The 15,242-nt window shown below is 69.8% G+C and carries 15 protein-coding genes; 3 read left to right on the forward strand and 12 right to left on the reverse strand.

Annotated features, from left to right (window positions below):
• Positions 1 to 51: 51 nt before the first annotated feature.
• From V2S04_RS03055 to V2S04_RS03080, 6 genes are all read right to left on the reverse strand, one after another.
• Positions 52 to 1,542 (reverse strand): aminopeptidase P family protein, encoded by a 1,491-nt coding sequence (locus tag V2S04_RS03055; RefSeq protein WP_413637032.1) that lies wholly within the window; start codon positions 1,540 to 1,542, stop codon positions 52 to 54.
• A gap of 56 nt (positions 1,543 to 1,598) precedes the next feature.
• Positions 1,599 to 2,900: an alpha/beta fold hydrolase gene (locus tag V2S04_RS03060; RefSeq protein WP_413637033.1), complete on the reverse strand. Its 1,302-nt coding sequence runs from the start codon at positions 2,898 to 2,900 to the stop codon at positions 1,599 to 1,601.
• A gap of 117 nt (positions 2,901 to 3,017) precedes the next feature.
• Complete coding sequence (locus tag V2S04_RS03065) at positions 3,018 to 3,983, reverse strand: ABC transporter permease (RefSeq protein WP_099196616.1); 966 nt, start codon at positions 3,981 to 3,983, stop codon at positions 3,018 to 3,020.
• The gene (locus tag V2S04_RS03070) at positions 3,980 to 4,939 is read right to left on the reverse strand and encodes an ABC transporter permease (RefSeq protein WP_413637034.1); all 960 of its coding nucleotides are present in this window, start codon (positions 4,937 to 4,939) and stop codon (positions 3,980 to 3,982) included. The genes V2S04_RS03065 and V2S04_RS03070 overlap by 4 nt, the downstream gene beginning before the upstream one ends.
• On the reverse strand, positions 4,936 to 6,606 hold the full coding sequence (locus V2S04_RS03075) for an ABC transporter ATP-binding protein (protein WP_413637035.1): 1,671 nt from the start codon (positions 6,604 to 6,606) through the stop codon (positions 4,936 to 4,938). The genes V2S04_RS03070 and V2S04_RS03075 overlap by 4 nt, the downstream gene beginning before the upstream one ends.
• Positions 6,607 to 6,680: 74 nt before the next feature.
• Positions 6,681 to 8,447, reverse strand: a complete 1,767-nt coding sequence (locus V2S04_RS03080; RefSeq protein WP_413637036.1) for an ABC transporter substrate-binding protein — start codon at positions 8,445 to 8,447, stop codon at positions 6,681 to 6,683.
• A gap of 222 nt (positions 8,448 to 8,669) precedes the next feature.
• Here V2S04_RS03080 and V2S04_RS03085 point away from each other — a divergent pair, with 222 nt between their 5' ends.
• Positions 8,670 to 10,025, forward strand: coding sequence for an SH3 domain-containing protein (locus V2S04_RS03085; protein WP_413637037.1), 1,356 nt, complete (start codon positions 8,670 to 8,672; stop codon positions 10,023 to 10,025).
• Between the two features lie 127 nt (positions 10,026 to 10,152).
• Here V2S04_RS03085 and V2S04_RS03090 read toward each other — a convergent pair whose 3' ends face one another.
• Positions 10,153 to 10,773, reverse strand: a complete 621-nt coding sequence (locus V2S04_RS03090) for a flavin reductase family protein (RefSeq protein ID WP_413637038.1) — start codon at positions 10,771 to 10,773, stop codon at positions 10,153 to 10,155.
• A 101-nt stretch (positions 10,774 to 10,874) separates the two neighbouring features.
• Here V2S04_RS03090 and V2S04_RS03095 point away from each other — a divergent pair, with 101 nt between their 5' ends.
• Complete coding sequence (locus tag V2S04_RS03095; protein WP_413637039.1) at positions 10,875 to 11,420, forward strand: YaeQ family protein; 546 nt, start codon at positions 10,875 to 10,877, stop codon at positions 11,418 to 11,420.
• A gap of 33 nt (positions 11,421 to 11,453) precedes the next feature.
• Positions 11,454 to 12,158 (forward strand): TetR/AcrR family transcriptional regulator, encoded by a 705-nt coding sequence (locus V2S04_RS03100; protein WP_413637040.1) that lies wholly within the window; start codon positions 11,454 to 11,456, stop codon positions 12,156 to 12,158.
• Positions 12,159 to 12,208: 50 nt separating this feature from the next.
• Here V2S04_RS03100 and V2S04_RS03105 read toward each other — a convergent pair whose 3' ends face one another.
• The 5 genes from V2S04_RS03105 to V2S04_RS03125 all read right to left on the reverse strand — a co-directional run bounded on the left by V2S04_RS03105 (position 12,209) and on the right by V2S04_RS03125 (position 15,226).
• Complete coding sequence (locus tag V2S04_RS03105; RefSeq protein WP_340086131.1) at positions 12,209 to 12,772, reverse strand: DUF3618 domain-containing protein; 564 nt, start codon at positions 12,770 to 12,772, stop codon at positions 12,209 to 12,211.
• The gene (locus V2S04_RS03110; RefSeq protein ID WP_413637041.1) at positions 12,769 to 13,182 is read right to left on the reverse strand and encodes a phage holin family protein; all 414 of its coding nucleotides are present in this window, start codon (positions 13,180 to 13,182) and stop codon (positions 12,769 to 12,771) included. Before V2S04_RS03110 ends, V2S04_RS03105 begins: the two co-directional genes overlap by 4 nt.
• Positions 13,160 to 13,987, reverse strand: a complete 828-nt coding sequence (locus tag V2S04_RS03115) for a hypothetical protein (protein ID WP_413637042.1) — start codon at positions 13,985 to 13,987, stop codon at positions 13,160 to 13,162. Before V2S04_RS03115 ends, V2S04_RS03110 begins: the two co-directional genes overlap by 23 nt.
• Before the next feature lie 114 nt (positions 13,988 to 14,101).
• Positions 14,102 to 14,935 (reverse strand): transposase, encoded by an 834-nt coding sequence (locus tag V2S04_RS03120; protein WP_413637043.1) that lies wholly within the window; start codon positions 14,933 to 14,935, stop codon positions 14,102 to 14,104.
• 30 nt (positions 14,936 to 14,965) lie between these two features.
• Positions 14,966 to 15,226: a hypothetical protein gene (locus V2S04_RS03125; RefSeq protein ID WP_413637044.1), complete on the reverse strand. Its 261-nt coding sequence runs from the start codon at positions 15,224 to 15,226 to the stop codon at positions 14,966 to 14,968.
• Positions 15,227 to 15,242: the final 16 nt, after the last annotated feature.

The following is a 15,242-nucleotide window of genomic DNA, read 5'->3' on the forward strand; positions in this document are numbered from 1 at the left end:
TGTTCCTTTCCAGCTTTCGCGGCGCTGAAGCCGTTGGTCATATGTAACATATTACAGCACGGAAGCCATCCAGCGCTCCAACCCGGCGGAATCGATCGGCAGGGCGTCGCTGAGCACCTCGATCCCGCTGTCGGTCACCACGACGTCGTCTTCGATGCGCACGCCGATGCCGCGCAGCTCCGGAGGGACAGTCTCGTCCCAGGCGTGGAAGTAGAGTCCGGGCTCGACAGTGAGCGCCATGCCCGGCTGCATCGACGCTTCGAAGTACTGCGCGTACGAGGATGCCCCGCAGTCGTGCACGTCGAGACCGAGGTGGTGCCCGACGCCGCACACGATGTAGCGACGGTGGTGCTGACCGTCCGCGGCGAGAGCCTCGTCGACGGAGACCGGCAGCAGCCCCCAGTCGGAGAGCCCCTGTGCGAGCACCTCCATGCAGGCCACGTGGAAATCGCGCCAGTCGCGACCGGGTGCCACCGCGGCGAGCCCGGCGCGGTGCGAGCGCTCGACCAGATCGTGCACCTCGCGCTGCGCCGTGGTGAAGCGTCCGCTCGCCGGGAGCGTTCGCGTCACATCGGCGGTGTATCCACTGCGGTTCTCCACTCCCATGTCCAGCAGCAGCAGCGCTTCGGGATCGACCGGGCTGTCGGCGCGCACCCAGTGCAGGATGGGCGCATTCGCTCCCGAGCCGACGATGCTCGCGTACCCGGGGGCCTGGCCGACCGTGCGGGCGTGCCGGTCGAAGGTCCCCTGCAGCCAGCGCTCGCCGCCGTGCTGCACGGCGTGGGGGATCTCTCGGCGCACCTGGGCGAATCCCTCGACGGTGTGCTGCACGGCCGCGCGCAGCTCGGCGAGCTCCCACGCGTCCTTCTGCATTCGCAGCGCGGAGAGCATCTGGGCGAGCTCGGCTGAGCGTGCTCGGCCGCCCAGCTGCCGACCGGGCACGGCGCCCACGACCGCACTGCCCGCGATGAGTGCGTCATCGGCCACAGTCAGCTCGTCCAGCTCGCGTACGCGCAGGTCCAAGGCGTCGGCCAGCTCGGCGGTGCCGGCGAGCGGACCGACCCAGAGCTCGCCGTGGGTGGGGTCGGCGTGGAAGGCGGCGGCGCCGGGACGCGCGGGCGGGATGATGTACAGCGTCGCGTCATGTCCTCCGGCACGGGGGGTGAGCACGAGCACCCCGTCCTCCACACCGAAGCCCACCAGCCAGAGGAAGTCGCTGTGTGCGCGGAACTCGAAGAAGAAGTCGTTCAGCCGCGCGTGTGTGCGCCCCGCGGCGACGACGAGGGTGCGACCCGGAAGGGCGGTCGAGAGGCGCTCGCGGTGACGGGCGGCCGCCTGCGCAGCGCCGGGCTCCACCCGCGGCGTGCGGTCGGCATCACCCCAGCCGGTCCTCATCCAGTCGGTGAAGCCCGGGGCGGCCGCGAGTGACGGCATCCGTGGATCCTGCGAGTCGGAACGGGCGTTCGGGATGCCGCTCTCCCAGTCGACGACGTGCACCTCGGCGCCGTAGCCGGCCGGCTGGTGGTGGTGGTGATTGCTCATGCTGTCTCCAGAGGGTCTTCGGGCGGGGGATAGGTGCGGATGGCGCACCGGCCGGGTCAGGATCGTTCGCCGCCGCGCCCGCCGAGGCGCCATTCGAGTGCGGTGAACAGCCGCTCGGCGACGCCGTCCATGACGATGCCGTCGTGCTCGTGCTCGTTGGTGACCCAGGCATGCAGTCCGCCCACGCGGGCCGCGGTGTCGAGGGAGAGTCCGGCGTCGACGTACATGTCGTCGAAGTACACCACCGCCTCGACGGGTACCTGGTTCGCGCCGAGCCGCGCGGTGTCGTACAGCTCGATCGGCCATTCCCGTCCGGCGAGCAGCTCGACTCCGGCTCGGAAGCCGCGCAGCGCACGGACCTCGTCGAACATCCAGGAGAACACCATCTCGCCGGTGAACAGCACCGGCCGCGCACCCTCGTCGAACTCCGGGTGCCGTTCCCGCTCGCGCTGCGCCGCCCAGCCCGTCGGCCCTGCGCCGTAGATGCTCTCCTGCAGGGCGATGAACAGCGGGTTGCCGGCGAACGCGGTGGCCGCGCCCACCGAGGCGAGGAAGGTGTCGCTCAGCCGGGTCTCGGCCCGGTCGCTGAACGCCTCGTCGAGCAGCCAGTGCACCCGGTCGAACCCCGGTCCCATGCCGAAGTCGAAGCCCAGGGTCTGCAGGCGGCGCACGGTGAGGCGGTCGCCGTCGGCGAGGCGGACGTCCTGCGCCTGCAGGGTGTCCGCGACCCGCGCGATGCGCTCGGCGAGGTGCGGGGCGCGCTCACGGAACTGCCGGTTCTTCTCCACCACGCGCGGGAAAGTCCGCCGGTAGACCTCGGCGGGGTCCGGATCGAGCGAGGGGAGCCCGCCCGCGACCGCGGAGGCGACGATGGCCTCGGGGAAGGCGGAGAGGTAGTGCAGTGTGAGGAAGCCGCCGTAGCTCTGGCCGATCGTCCACCAGCGGCGCCCGCCGTAGTGTGCGGCGCGCAGCGCCTCGAAGTCGCGCACGATCGAGTCCGCCCGGTGCAGCGACAGCCGCCGCGCGGCCTCCTCGGCCGGCATCTCGGCGAACCGCGACCCCGACAGTGGCGTCGACCGGCCGGTGCCGCGCTGGTCGGGCACGATGAGCCGGAAGCGCGACAGTGCGGCGGCGACCCAGTCGCCCCGACCGACCGGTCGCACGCCCTTGCCGCCGGGACCGCCCTGCAGGTGCAGCAGCAGCGGCAGGTCGTCGTGGCGGCGCTCGGCGGCGACGAACTCACGGGCGAAGATCTCGATGGTCTCGCCGTCGGGGTCGTTCCAGTCGAGGGGCACGGTGGTCCACACGTCGCGGGCCACGATGTCCTTGCCGACGAAGTACGCGCTGTCAGAGGTCACGCAGGTCACCTTGCCTTCCGATGGGGGATGCCGGCTGTTCGCAGGCACCGATCCAGTCTGCCCGGAGCGGCCGGGTCCGGTGGCGCGGCGCCCGCGGCCACCGCGCCCTCTCCCGTGTCACTGCGCCCGGGTGCGGACCCGGGAGTCGAGCAGCGCGTAGAAGAGGTCGACGATGAGGTTCGAGAGCACGACGAACAGTCCGCCGAGCAGCACGACGGCGATCACGACCGGTCGATCCTGCATGGCGACGCTGGTCACCGCGAGCGCCCCGACGCCCTGCAGGCCGAAGACCTGCTCGATCACGATCACACCACCCAGCAGCAGCCCGATGTCGATGCCGAGCTGGGTGACCAGCGGCGGCATGGCGCTGCGGAAGGCGTGCACGTAGATCACTCGCCGCTCGGTGAGTCCCTTCGCCCGTGCGGTGCGCACATAGTCCTCGCCGAGCACGTCGAGCATCTGCCCGCGGGTGAGCCGCGCGTACACCGCCGCCGTGACCATCGCGAGGGTCAGCCACGGCAGCGCCAGGTGCCACGCCCACTGCAGAGGGTCGGTCGCGAAGGGCACGTACCCCGACGGCGGGAACAGGTTCACCCCGAAGCGGGTGGGCAGGTAGTACAGCAGGTACAGCGCCAGCATGCCCAGCACGAAGGTGGGGAAGCTGATGCCGGCCAGCGCGAACCCCTGACCCAGGCGGTCGCGGACGCTGCCCGGACGCTTGGCCGAGGCGATGCCGATCGGGATGCCGATCGCGAGCCACAGGACCACCGCGCCGAAGACCAGCGACATGGTCGCGGGGATCCGTGCCAGTACGAGATCGGCGACAGGCAGGCTCGAGCGGTACGAGAAGCCGAGATCGCCCTGCAGCAGGTTGCCGATGAAGATGAGGTACTGCTCCCAGATCGGCTTGTCGAGGCCGAGGTTCGCCCGGATCTGCGCCATGAGCGCCTCAGTCGCCTTGTCGCCGGCGATGATCCGCGCCGGGTCGGAGGGCGTCACGTAGAACAGCACGAAGATGAACACGCTGAGCAGGAACAGCACCAGCAGGCCGAACCCGATGCGCGACAGCAGGAAGCGGATCATGCCCGCGCTCCCTTCGCAGAGGACGGATCGAGCGCGTCGCGAAGACCGTCGCCGACGAGGTTGAACGTGAGGGTCAGCGCCAGCAGGGCGAGGCCCGGCACGAGCACCATCCATGGAGCGACGATGTACATCGATCCGTTGGAGGCGTCGGCGAGCATGTTGCCCCAGCTGGGCGTGGGCGGCACGGTGCCGAGGCCCAGGAACGACAGCGTGGCCTCGAACACGATGGCGGCGGGGATCATCAGCGTCGTGTACACCACGATCGGCACGACCAGGTTCGGCAGCACGTCGCGGAACATCGTGGCGATGGGGGACTGACCGAGCGAGCGGGCCGTCTCGATGAACTCCCGCTCGCGCAGCGCGAGCACCTGCCCGCGGATCACGCGGGCCAGGCCCGCCCAGCTGAAGAACACGATCACCGAGATCGACAGCTGCAGGCTGGGCCCGAGCACCGACACCGTGGCGATCGCCACGAGCAGGAACGGCACGCTCATCACCAGGTCGATGACGCGGCTGAGCACCGTGTCGACCACCCCGCCGAAGAAGCCGGCGGTCATCCCGATCAGGATGCCGATCGCCGAGGCCGCCAGCGACGCGACCACGCCGACCAGCAGCGACACCTGGGCGCCGTAGGCGAGCCGCACCAGCAGGTCGCGGCCGAGCTGGTCGGTGCCCAGCAGGAACTCGCCGTTCGGGGGCACGGGCATGCCGGCGGGCGACAGCCCGGTCTCGCGGAACTGCTCGGTGGGACCGTGTCCGGTCCACTGCGCGATCAGGGGCGCGCCGAGGGCGAAGACGACGATGAGCACGATGACGACGGCCGAGCCCACGCTGGCCGGGTCACGGCGCAGCCGGCGGAGGGTGAGCTGCCACGAGCTCTTCACCCCGGATGCCGCGTCGGCGGCGCCCTTGGATGGGATGAGCAGGGTCAGGGTCTCTTTCGAGAACGGGCTCATGCGTGCGCCTCCGACGGGGTGGGGTCACCGGCATCGCTGAGCGCGCCGAGGAACGCCGCGGCCAGCAGCTTCTTCGTGAACGGCTGCTGCGGCGCGTCGTAGATGGTCTCGGCCTCGCCGAGCTCGATGATGCGCCCGTGCTCCATCACGGCGATGCGGTCGCACATGTGACGGACGACGGCGAGGTCGTGCGAGATGAACAGATAGGTCAGCCCGAGCTCGCGCTGCAGGTCGTCGAGCAGCTGCAGCACCTGGGCCTGCACCGTGACATCGAGCGCCGAGACAGGCTCATCGAGGATGATCAGATCGGGGTTGAGCGCGATGGCGCGCGCGATCCCGATCCGCTGACGCTGCCCGCCCGAGAACTGGGCGGGGAAGCGGTTGTAGTGGTCGGGGTCGAGGCCGACCTGCTCGAGCAGCTCGAGGACGCGGCGTTCGCGTTCGCGTGGGGTGCCAACGCCGTGGATGCGCAGCGGGTCGCCGATGATCGATCCGACGCGGCGTTTGGGGTTGAGCGATGAGAAGGGGTCCTGGAAGACCACCTGCACGCGCTGGCGCATCCGCCGCCACTGCGCACCGTTGAGGGTGCGCAGGTCGGTGCCGTCGAAGCGCACGGCGCCCTCCGACGGCGGTACGAGGCCGGCGATCGTGCGGGCGAGCGTGGTCTTGCCGCATCCGCTCTCGCCAACCAGGCCCAGCGTCTCGCCGCGGCGCACCTCGAGGCTGATGCCGTCGAGAACCTTGCGCTCGACGCCGCGCCGCGCCGAGAACGAGACGCTGACATCCGACACCTCGGCGATCGGTGCAGCCGTAACCGGACCGGCCGCGTCTGGAGCGGCATCGCCTGGGGCGGCCTCGGCGAGCTGACCGAGCGGAGCCCGACGCTCGCTCTGCGTGAAGGCCGACGACGCGATCAGGTCGCGCGTGTACGGCTCTCGTGGGCGGCGCAGCACCTCATCACTCGTGCCGACCTCGACCTGCTCGCCGCGGTACATCACCATGACGCGGTCAGCGACACTCGCCATCACGCTGAGGTCGTGGCTGATCATCAGCACCGTCGCCCCGAAGTCCTGCTTCATCTCACCGAGGAGCTGCAGGATCTGCGCCTGCACGGTGGAGTCGAGCGCGGTGGTCGGCTCATCCGCGATGATCAGCGCCGGATCGAGCGAGAGGCTCATGGCGATCATCACGCGCTGACGCATGCCGCCGGAGAACTGGTGCGGGTAGGCGTCGAACCGCGATGCCGCATCGCTGATGTGCACCTTGTCGAGCAGCTGGATCGCGCGCGCCTTCGCCGCTTGGCGGGAGACGTTCTCGTGTGCGCGGATCTGCTCGACGATCTGCCATCCGACGGTGTACTGCGGATGCAGGCTGGACAGCGGGTCCTGGAAGATCATGCTGATCTCGCGCCCGCGCTTGCGGCGCAGCCGCTCGGGGTCGAGTGTCAGCAGGTCCTCGCCCTGGAAGCGCACCGCGCCGGAGGTGCGCGCCTTCGGGATGAGACCCATCACCGACTGCACGAGCACCGACTTACCCGAGCCGGACTCGCCGACGATGCCGAAGAACTCGCCCTCGGCGACGTCGAACGAGACGTCCTTCACAGCGTGCACGTCGCCGCCCTCGGTGGGGATGTCGACCCTCAGATGGGACACCTCGAGAATGGGCATTCGTTCTCTTCTCTTCCGAGTGGGGGCTGCTGCGGCGCGAGCGGGTCGCGCCGCAGCAGCAGGTCGAGCAGCGGCTACTTCGTCAGCCAGACGTTGGCCCAGTCGCCGTTCTGCGCGAGAGCGTAGATCGAGAAGTTCTGCACACGCGCCGAGTGGTAGTTGGCCTTCTTCTTCGCCGCGATGCTGACGATGGGCGAGTCCTTCATGACCGTCTGGTCGACCTGGTGCCACAGCTTGGCGGCCTCTTCGGGCGTGCTGGCCGCCAGAGCCTGGTCGGCCAGGGCGTTCGCCTCGTCGTTGTTGTAGTCGACGTAGTTGTACGCCTGCGGCGTCCCGTCGAAGGTGAACTGCGGCTGGTACACGCTGCGCGCGGCACCGCCGACCCAGTCCGGCGACCAGCCGACCAGCGCGATGTCCCATTCGCCTCCGGACGCGTTCTCACGGTTGGTCATGAAGTTCGCGTAGTAGTCGGTGGGCGGGACGGGGAAGAGCTCGACGGTGATGCCGGCCTTCTCGAGGCTCGCCTGCACGGTCTGGGCGATGTCGGGCTGCGAGCCGAGGTTGCGGTAGGGGAACTTCAGAGTGAGGTTCTGCACGCCGGCCTTCGCGAGCAGCTCCTTCGCCTTCTCCGGGTCGGCCTTCCCGCTCTTGTCGCCGTACGGCGAGTACTCCTCGTACCCGTTGATCCCGGGTCCGAAGATGCCGTTCGTGACCGTGGCGATATCGGTACCGCCCATGACCTGCACGACGGCGCTCTTGTCGATCGCGTACTGCAGGGCCTGGCGCACCTCGAGCTTCTGCAGCGCGCCGCCGTTGTTGTCGGTCTTGGTGTTGATCCACATGAACTGGTCGACCCCGCCGTTCTCGAGGGTCGAGAACTTCTCGTCATTCGCGGCGGTGAGCTGCTGGATGTTCGCAGGTCCCGGCTGGATGTCGAACAGCATGTCGGCGGAGCCCGCCTGGAGCTGCTGCATGGCGGCATCCACCTCCACGCCCATCGTCATCTCGATGCTGTCGACGTACGCCTTGCGCAGCGGGTCGCTCTTCGCGTCCCACGACTTGTTTCGTGTGAGGGTGAGCTTCACGTCGGGCTTGTGCTCGTCGATCGTGTACGGGCCCGACGAGATGAAGTTGTTGCGGTACTCCGGCGAGTCGGGGAGGTAGTCCAGCACCTCGACGGGGGCCGGGTTGGCGGTCGTCAGGCTGAGCATGGACGTGAAGTCGGATGCCGGCTCGGTGAGGCGGAATACGACGGTCTTGTCGTCGGGCGTCTCGATTCCGGTGATGTCGTTGGCCTCGATGTACTCCTTCATCGCACCGACCTCGGGGGCGACGCCGGCGAAGCCGTCGCAGAACTGCGCCATGCCGTCGATGAGCGTGATGAAGTAGCTGCCAAGGGCGGCACCGATGTGCGGGTTGCAGATGCGCTTGATGCCGCGCTCGACGTCTTCCGAGACGATCGGGCGGGCGCCGTCGGGCGCATCCCAGGTGGCGCCGTCGCGCAGCGTGATGGTGTAGGTCAGTCCGTCATCGGTCGGCTTGGGGACCTCGGTGGCGAGGTCGCCGACGAGCTTCGAGCGCGTCTCGGCATCGTTGGACGCCTCGTAGCTGAGCAGCGAGCGGGAGATGACGCGCGTGATGCTGTTCGAGGGCACGTACGCGATCAGCTGCGGATCGATGCGATCGGTGTCGCCGTTGGAGAGCACCTTGAGGGTGCCGCCGGTCTGCGGTTCGCCGGCGTCGCCGCCACCGCCGCCGGCGCTCGAGCAGCCGCTGAGCACGAGCGCGAAAGCTGAGGCGACGATGAGGGGAGCCAGAGGGGACAGCTTCTTGTGGGCCATAGAGTCGTCCTTGATTCTCGGTCGGATGCCCGCATCTTCGACGGGCGAGCGGTCACGGAGGTGCCGTGGCACGCATGTAACATAGCACATGTCAGATGACTACATTCAGGCCGGATGCACCAGCTGCGAGCGCCCGCCTTCCAGTCGCCGCTGGCCATGGATCCGACCGCACCGCTAGTGTCATGAACAGTGCGCCCGACCACGCCGTCCGACCGGAGAATCATGAGAATCAGACCACGTCATGCGCTGGCCCTGTCGACCGCGATGGCACTGGGGATCGCGCTGCTGTCTCCGGCGGCCGCGACAGCTGCCGTGCCCGTTTCCGCATCAGCGCCCGTCTCCGTATCCCGGGCCGCGGCGGCCCCCGCCGCACCCGCGGCGACAGCCTTCGTGATGCCGCTCGCCGCGAAGTCGTATACCGTCTCGGCATGGCAGGGTCCACGCTGCATGCCGATGCCCGGCGCCTCGACGTCGCACGGCGGCGTCGACCTGGCGACGAAGAGCGGCTCACCGATCTACGCCGTCGCGGCGGGGGTCGTCACCGCCACCGTCTCGGGATCGAGCTCGGTGAACGGGTACATCGACGTCACGCACACCGTCGGCAAGGTCGCCTACTCGACCAGGTACATGCACATCTGGTCGGCGACGACCCACGTCAAGGTCGGCCAGGTCGTGGCAGCCGGGCAGCGGATCAGCTCGGTGGGCATGAGCGGAAACTCCACCGGCCCGCATCTGCATCTGGAGCTCTGGGAGCGCTCGGCGGGCGGGAGCAGGCAGCTCGACCCGGTCCCCTGGCTGAAGACCCGCGGCGTCGACCTGGCCAAGCAGGCGAGCGCGATCGCCGCGAAGGCGGCACCCAGCACCTGCACCTACTACACGACCGGAGCAGTGAACCTGCGGGCAGGCGCATCGACCGCGACGGCGGTCGTCGCGAACCTCGCCGCCGGCACCATGGTCACGGCGGCGCCGGGCAAGGTCTCCAACTCATTCCTGCCTGTTGCAGCGGGCACGCGCAGCGGATGGATCGCGAACTGGCTGCTCACCCCGACTCGCCCTGTCGTCACGACCCCGAAGCCGACTCCGACGGCAACCCCGAAGCCGGCTCCGACGGCAACCCCGAAGCCGACTCCGACGACGCCTCCGAAGCCGGCTCCGGTCCGCGCCGGAAGCTCCTCATCAGCGATCACGTACACGACGACGACGGCGCTGAACCTGCGGCCCACGGCGTCCACGAGCAAGGCTGCGCTGCTGCGGATCCCGAAGGGCAAGAGCGTCGGTCCGCTCCTCGCGTCGAGCGGCGCCTGGCGAAAGGTGACATACGGCGGCAAGACCGGCTGGGTGCACAAGGACTACCTCACGATCGCGAAGGCGCCGGCCGCGGCGCCGAAGCCGGCCACCTACACCACCACGACGGCGCTGAACCTCCGGCCCACGGCGTCCACGAGCAAGAAGGCGCTGCTGCGGATCCCGAAGGGCAAGAGCGTCGGCCAGGTCCTCGCCTCGAGCGGCGCCTGGCGCAAGGTGACGTACGCCGGAAAGACCGGCTGGGTGCATAGCGCTTACCTCACGAAACGCTGACGCCTGCTGCGATCAGAAGCGGGGTCTCCCATCGTTCGCGGCGAGCATCCGGTAAGCACAGGGGAGAGGGATCGCGGCGGCCGCTCTTACATGAGCCCCCGGCGGCGAGCACGGCCCGAATCCGCGCTCAGCCGGCGGCCGAGTCGAGGACTCGCGCGCGGAAGTTCGAGCCGACGTGCGGTCCCTGACCGAAGTAGTGGCGGAAGCTGTAGTACAGCGGCTGCCACTTCTGCGTGTCGACGCGGTCGGGGCCTCCCTCTCTGAGGATGCTCTCGTGCGCGTGCACGCGAAGCACCTCTGCCTCCACGGCGACGGCATCGCCCCCGCCCATCTGCGCGAACTGCGCCACGCGCGCTTCGATCTGCACCGGGCACTCGCCGATCCGCGAAGGCCGGACGACTTCGGAGGTGACTGCAGTGAAGCCGCCCAGGCTCCACTTGTCGGACTCGTGGCGGTACGCCGGCCTCTTCTCCTCGGGGACGGGCGTGCGACCGGTCGTCGGCGCGATGGCTTCGACGGCCCCCACCAGGTTCGGCGAGGGCAGGTTGATCACGAGCTCGCCGACGTGCCGGAGGTTCTCCAGCGCCTTGCCCTCGGACCCGAGACCGAGCATGTACCGGTCGCCCAGCGCCCATGCCGACGATATCGGGCTGATGTTCGACACTCCGTCGGGGCCGATCGTGGTGATCAGCGCGACCGGGGTGCCGAAGTACAGTACGGGCAGATCGACGGCGCGGGTTCTCTCCATCCGTCCATTCTCGACTCGGGAGGGCGCGGGGCACGACTCGAGCGCGGCGCCGGGCGGGTTGCACTCGATCACTCGCCACGAGGCCCGCGTAAGCTCGAGTCATGGCTGCCGGCGCGACGATCCACACCTTCGACGTGCAGCTGGCCGACGTCGACCGCGGGGTGTACAACGATCTGACGCTGCGCGTGGCCCGGCATCCCTCCGAGACCGACGCGTACATGCTGACCCGGCTGCTGGCGTACTGCCTCGAGTACGACGAGGGCATCGCGTTCACCGAGGGCGTTGCGGCGACCGATGAGCCGGCCGTGCTCGTGCGCGACCTCACCGGCCGCGTCACGGCGTGGATCGAGGTCGGCGCACCGGACGCGACGCGCCTGCACTACGGCAGCAAGCTCGCCGAGCGCACAGCGGTGTACACCTACCGCGACCCGGCGAAGGTGATCGCGAACTGGGCGGGCAAGACGATCCACGAGGCGGATGCCATCGTGCTGCACAGCTTCGATGCGGGGTTCCTCGACGATGCCGCCGCCGCGCTCGCCCGTCGCAACACCATGACCGTCTCGGTCACCGAGCGCCAGCTCTACCTCGAGCTCAACGGCACCCATCTCAGCACGGCCGTGCACGAGCAGCCGATCCGCACGGTCTGACGCTGGGGACGCCGCCGGCGATAGGATCAGCACGTGCCCGAGCTGCCGCAGGACTCATCGCGCGCCGGCTCGCGGGGGCGTGGCCTCACCCGCGAATCGATCGTCGCCGCCGCGCTCGCGCAGATCGACGAGTCCGGCCTGCACGCCCTCTCGATGCGCTCTCTGGCGCACACCCTCGAGGTCGAGGCGATGTCGCTCTACCGGTACGTCGACGGCCGGGAGGATCTGCTCGAGGGTGTGGTCGGCCTGCTCACCGGCGATCTCATGAGCACGCTCGACGACGACGTCGCGGAGCACTGGCAGGGGTTCCTGCAGGCGCTCGCCCATCGGATGCGCCGGATCGCGATCGAGCATCCGCGAGCCTTCCCTCTCGTCGCCTCGCGCAATCCCACCGCGCCCTGGCTGCGACCCCCGCTGCGCAGCGTGGAGGTGGTCGACGCCTTCCTCGCCGGCCTGCTCGAACGGGGCTTCAGCGACGCGCAGGCCGTCGCGACGTACCGCTCGTTCTCGAGCTTCCTGCTCGGGCACCTGCTGCTCGAGGCCGCCGCGCACGACGAGGTGGCGGCACCGCTGCCGGACGCGACGCCCGACCGGCGTGCGGAAGACCTCGCGAGCCGCGCGCCGGAGGTGTTCCGCCTGCGGGAGCGGCTCAGCGAGGACCGCAGCCAGGACGAGTTCGAGGCCGCTCTCGAGACGCTTCTCGACCGTCTCGAGAGCAGCCTCGCCCGCGAGCGCTGACAGCGAGAGGCGGAGGCCCCGAGAGGACCCCCGCCTCAGCTGTTCGCACGTCAGCTGTTCGCGACGTTGTCACGTGCGTCCTGCGCGTCGTGCTTCACCTCGTTCGCGGCGTACTGCGCTTCGTCCTTGACCGCGGTGGCCGAGTCCTGGGCGGATGCCTTGACCGAGTCGACCGACGCGGCCAGCGGCTCCTTCAGATGCTCGCCGATGTCCTTCGCGACGTCGGTGGCCTCATCGATCAGCGGCTGCGCCTGGTCCTTCACGTTCGACGCGATCTCCTTCTCCTTCGTCGACGCGGGGAAGAGGGAGGCCAGCACGAGGCCGGCGCCGAACGCGATCAGGCCCACCGCGAGCGGATTGCCCTCGGCCTTGGCGACGACGCGATCCTTCACGTCGCCTGCATGCGCGCCGGCGTCCGCCATCGACGAGCCTGCGTCGTCGGCGGCGCCCATCACCCGGTCGCGCATCGAGCCGAACGCGCCGCGCACCTTGCCCATCTGGCGATCGACGATTTTCGACGGGGTCACCTTGTCTGCCAGGGCGTCGACGTCCATGCCGAGGTCCTGACGGGTCCGCTCGATGTCGGAGCGGATCTCATCGGCTGAATTGCTCATCGGTTCTCCTCATTTCGTTTCAGCGTTTCCGGGATCTCCTTGAGGGTTTCCACGGTCTGCGGTGCTCCGTCGACCTCCTGCAGCTTCTCGCGTCCGATCAGGAAGAGGATCAGGGCGATCACCCCCCAGATCACGGCGACGATGACCCCCGACCAGCCGCCGCCGACCAGGGTGCCCAGCGCCCACCAGAGCGCCATCGACAGGAAGAACACGGCCATCAGTGCGCCGTAGCCCGCCGCGCCCATGAGGCCTGCGCCCTTGGCCGACTTCGCGGCCGATTCCTTGAGCTCGGCCTTCGCCAGCGCGACCTCCTGCCGCATCAGGGTCGAGATGTCGCGTGACACCTCACCGAGAAGCTCGCCGAGAGACGTCGACGCCGCCTTCTGCTCAGACGGTGTGGGGTCGGTCATAGCCGCCCTCCCCACTGGCATCCGCTCGGGACGAACGGGTCTCGGTGTACAGCGGCGGCTCGGCCCCCGCTGCTGACGGACCGCCGACCGGAGTGGGCGTCGTGTGGTCCGGGTGCACCTGCGTCATCGGCGGCACGGGAGGTGCCGGCGGTGCCGGTGGCGCGGGAGGTGCGGGCGGTGTCTGCATCGCCGGCCTCCTCTGGCCGGATGCTGCGGAATGATCGGAGTGATCGGATGCCAGCGCCCTGGTCAGCCGGCCGATGACCACCCCTCCGATGGCCGCCGCGAGGATGAACGTGCCCGGCTTGCGGCGCGCATAGCGCTTGACCTCGTTCAGCACCGAGCCCGGATCGCGCTCGCCGAGCCAGGACGCCGCAGCCGACACCCGACTGGACGCCTGCTGCACGAGATCGGCGGCGATGCCGGTGCCGCTCGAGTTCGTCGCCATCGACTCCAGGTCGTCGCCGACCGAGCGCAGGCCCGTTGCGAGTCGCTGCTGCTGCGTGTTCGCCTGGTCGCGCAGCTCCCGCTGCGTCTGCGCGTACAGGTCCTTGGCCTGCATCTTGGCCTCGCCGACCACCGACGAGGCCTCGTCCTTCGCGGCGTGCAGCACATCCTTCGCGTGGCCGGCTGCGCTGTCCTTCAGATCGGATGCCTCGTGCTTGGCGGCATCAACCTTTCCGTGCGAGTCCGTCGGCTGCGCGGATGTGCCCGAGGGCTGCGGCGTACCGTACGGCTGTGTGCCCGCGTCGTACGGGGGCGTTCCCGAACCGCTCGGGCTGGTCGTCTCGAAATTGTCCGACATGAGTGCTCCTTTTCGCGGACCGATCGGTGGATCGGTGCCCCATGTCTAAGCCCGGGTCGTCCCGCTGGCCAGGCCCCTTGCAATGTATAGACTTACGGTGTAAGTCTGCGCACCTCACTCGGCTCGCAGAGCGTGGAGCTGCGCCTGCGCCTCGGCGAGTGCGGCCGCGGCGGAGTCCCGCGAGCGCTCGGCTGCAGCCGCGTCCCGCTCCGCCTGCTCCCGATCGCCGCGCAAACGGGACAGCTCCTTCTCGACCTCCGCGATTCGCGCGGCGAGCTGTTCCGAGCGGCCCTGCGCTGAACGCGCATCCCGATCCGCCTTCTCGGCCGCTCGCTGTGCGCGCTCCAGCGACTTCTCCGCGTCCCGAACGGCCTGTTCGGCCCGGCGCCGATCCCGTCGCGCGGCGAGCTCGTCGTCGGCCGGAGCGGGGGATGAGAACGCGGGCGGGCGGCCGCCGCCGACCACGTCGTCGAGATCGAACGAGCGGGTCGGGGCGAGGTCGCGCACCAGGCGTCCGGATGCCACGGCTGCCGCCGCATCTGGGTCGAAGAACGCCGCCGAGATGGTCTGCCGCACGGCTTCGAGCGTGGCATCCGTGACGCGCGCCCCCTGCGCGGTGGCGAGCGATGCGGCCTCGGTCGCGAGCTGCCCGGTCAGCGCCCTGCGCTGTCGGCCCAGCGCGGACAGTGCGGCGGCGTCGAGATCCTCCTGCGCCTCGCGCAACTCGGCGGCGAGCTGCAGCGCCTGGCCGAGCCGCGCGCTGCGCTCGCGAGCGAAGAGGTCGACCACCCACGCCGCCACGCTGGGTTTGCGCAGCGCTCGGATCGCCGCCGCGAGCTCCGGGTCGCCGGCCTGCGACGCGCGCGCGTTGCGTGTCGCGATGAAGGCGTCCGGCGGCCCGGCGTACAGCTCGGCGGCGACGGCGTCGAGGTCGGTGGAGTCGGTCATGCGAGCGGCCCCTGCGCAGATCGTCCGGGATCAGTCGTTCTTCGTGGCTTCTTCGGCCGCGCGCATCGCGGCATCGCCCTCCTCCTGGGATTCGGCGCCGGCTGCGGCGGCCGAGTCGTCGTCGGCAGCCGGCTCGCCGTCGGTGGTCGGCATCTCCTGGCTGTCGAACTGGCCGTCGGGCGCCGCTTCGCCCGCCGGCTGGGGGTTGCCGTGCGCTCCGTCGGCGGCCTGGGCGGCGTCGGCGGCCGCGTCGTGGTGGTGCTCGTCCGGGTTTCCGTCGTGATGAGTCATGTCGCGATCACATCGC

Origin of the sequence: Microbacterium sp. OR21, from assembly GCF_047306785.1 — a bacterium.
Lineage (GTDB): Bacteria > Actinomycetota > Actinomycetes > Actinomycetales > Microbacteriaceae > Microbacterium > Microbacterium esteraromaticum_E.

Excerpts from the sequence above, each read along its gene's own strand:
- V2S04_RS03090 (WP_413637038.1), bottom strand. The coding sequence starts at position 10,773 with ATGGAGAGAACCCGCGCCGTCGATCTGCCCGTACTGTACTTCGGCACC.
- V2S04_RS03095 (WP_413637039.1), top strand. The coding sequence starts at position 10,875 with ATGGCTGCCGGCGCGACGATCCACACCTTCGACGTGCAGCTGGCCGAC.
- V2S04_RS03120 (WP_413637043.1), bottom strand. The coding sequence starts at position 14,935 with ATGACCGACTCCACCGACCTCGACGCCGTCGCCGCCGAGCTGTACGCC.
- V2S04_RS03115 (WP_413637042.1), bottom strand. The coding sequence starts at position 13,987 with ATGTCGGACAATTTCGAGACGACCAGCCCGAGCGGTTCGGGAACGCCC.
- V2S04_RS03110 (WP_413637041.1), bottom strand. The coding sequence starts at position 13,182 with ATGACCGACCCCACACCGTCTGAGCAGAAGGCGGCGTCGACGTCTCTC.
- V2S04_RS03075 (WP_413637035.1), bottom strand. The coding sequence starts at position 6,606 with ATGCCCATTCTCGAGGTGTCCCATCTGAGGGTCGACATCCCCACCGAG.
- V2S04_RS03070 (WP_413637034.1), bottom strand. The coding sequence starts at position 4,939 with ATGAGCCCGTTCTCGAAAGAGACCCTGACCCTGCTCATCCCATCCAAG.
- V2S04_RS03105 (WP_340086131.1), bottom strand. The coding sequence starts at position 12,772 with ATGAGCAATTCAGCCGATGAGATCCGCTCCGACATCGAGCGGACCCGT.
- V2S04_RS03080 (WP_413637036.1), bottom strand. The coding sequence starts at position 8,447 with ATGGCCCACAAGAAGCTGTCCCCTCTGGCTCCCCTCATCGTCGCCTCA.
- V2S04_RS03125 (WP_413637044.1), bottom strand. The coding sequence starts at position 15,226 with ATGACTCATCACGACGGAAACCCGGACGAGCACCACCACGACGCGGCC.
- V2S04_RS03065 (WP_099196616.1), bottom strand. The coding sequence starts at position 3,983 with ATGATCCGCTTCCTGCTGTCGCGCATCGGGTTCGGCCTGCTGGTGCTG.
- V2S04_RS03085 (WP_413637037.1), top strand. The coding sequence starts at position 8,670 with ATGAGAATCAGACCACGTCATGCGCTGGCCCTGTCGACCGCGATGGCA.
- V2S04_RS03055 (WP_413637032.1), bottom strand. The coding sequence starts at position 1,542 with ATGAGCAATCACCACCACCACCAGCCGGCCGGCTACGGCGCCGAGGTG.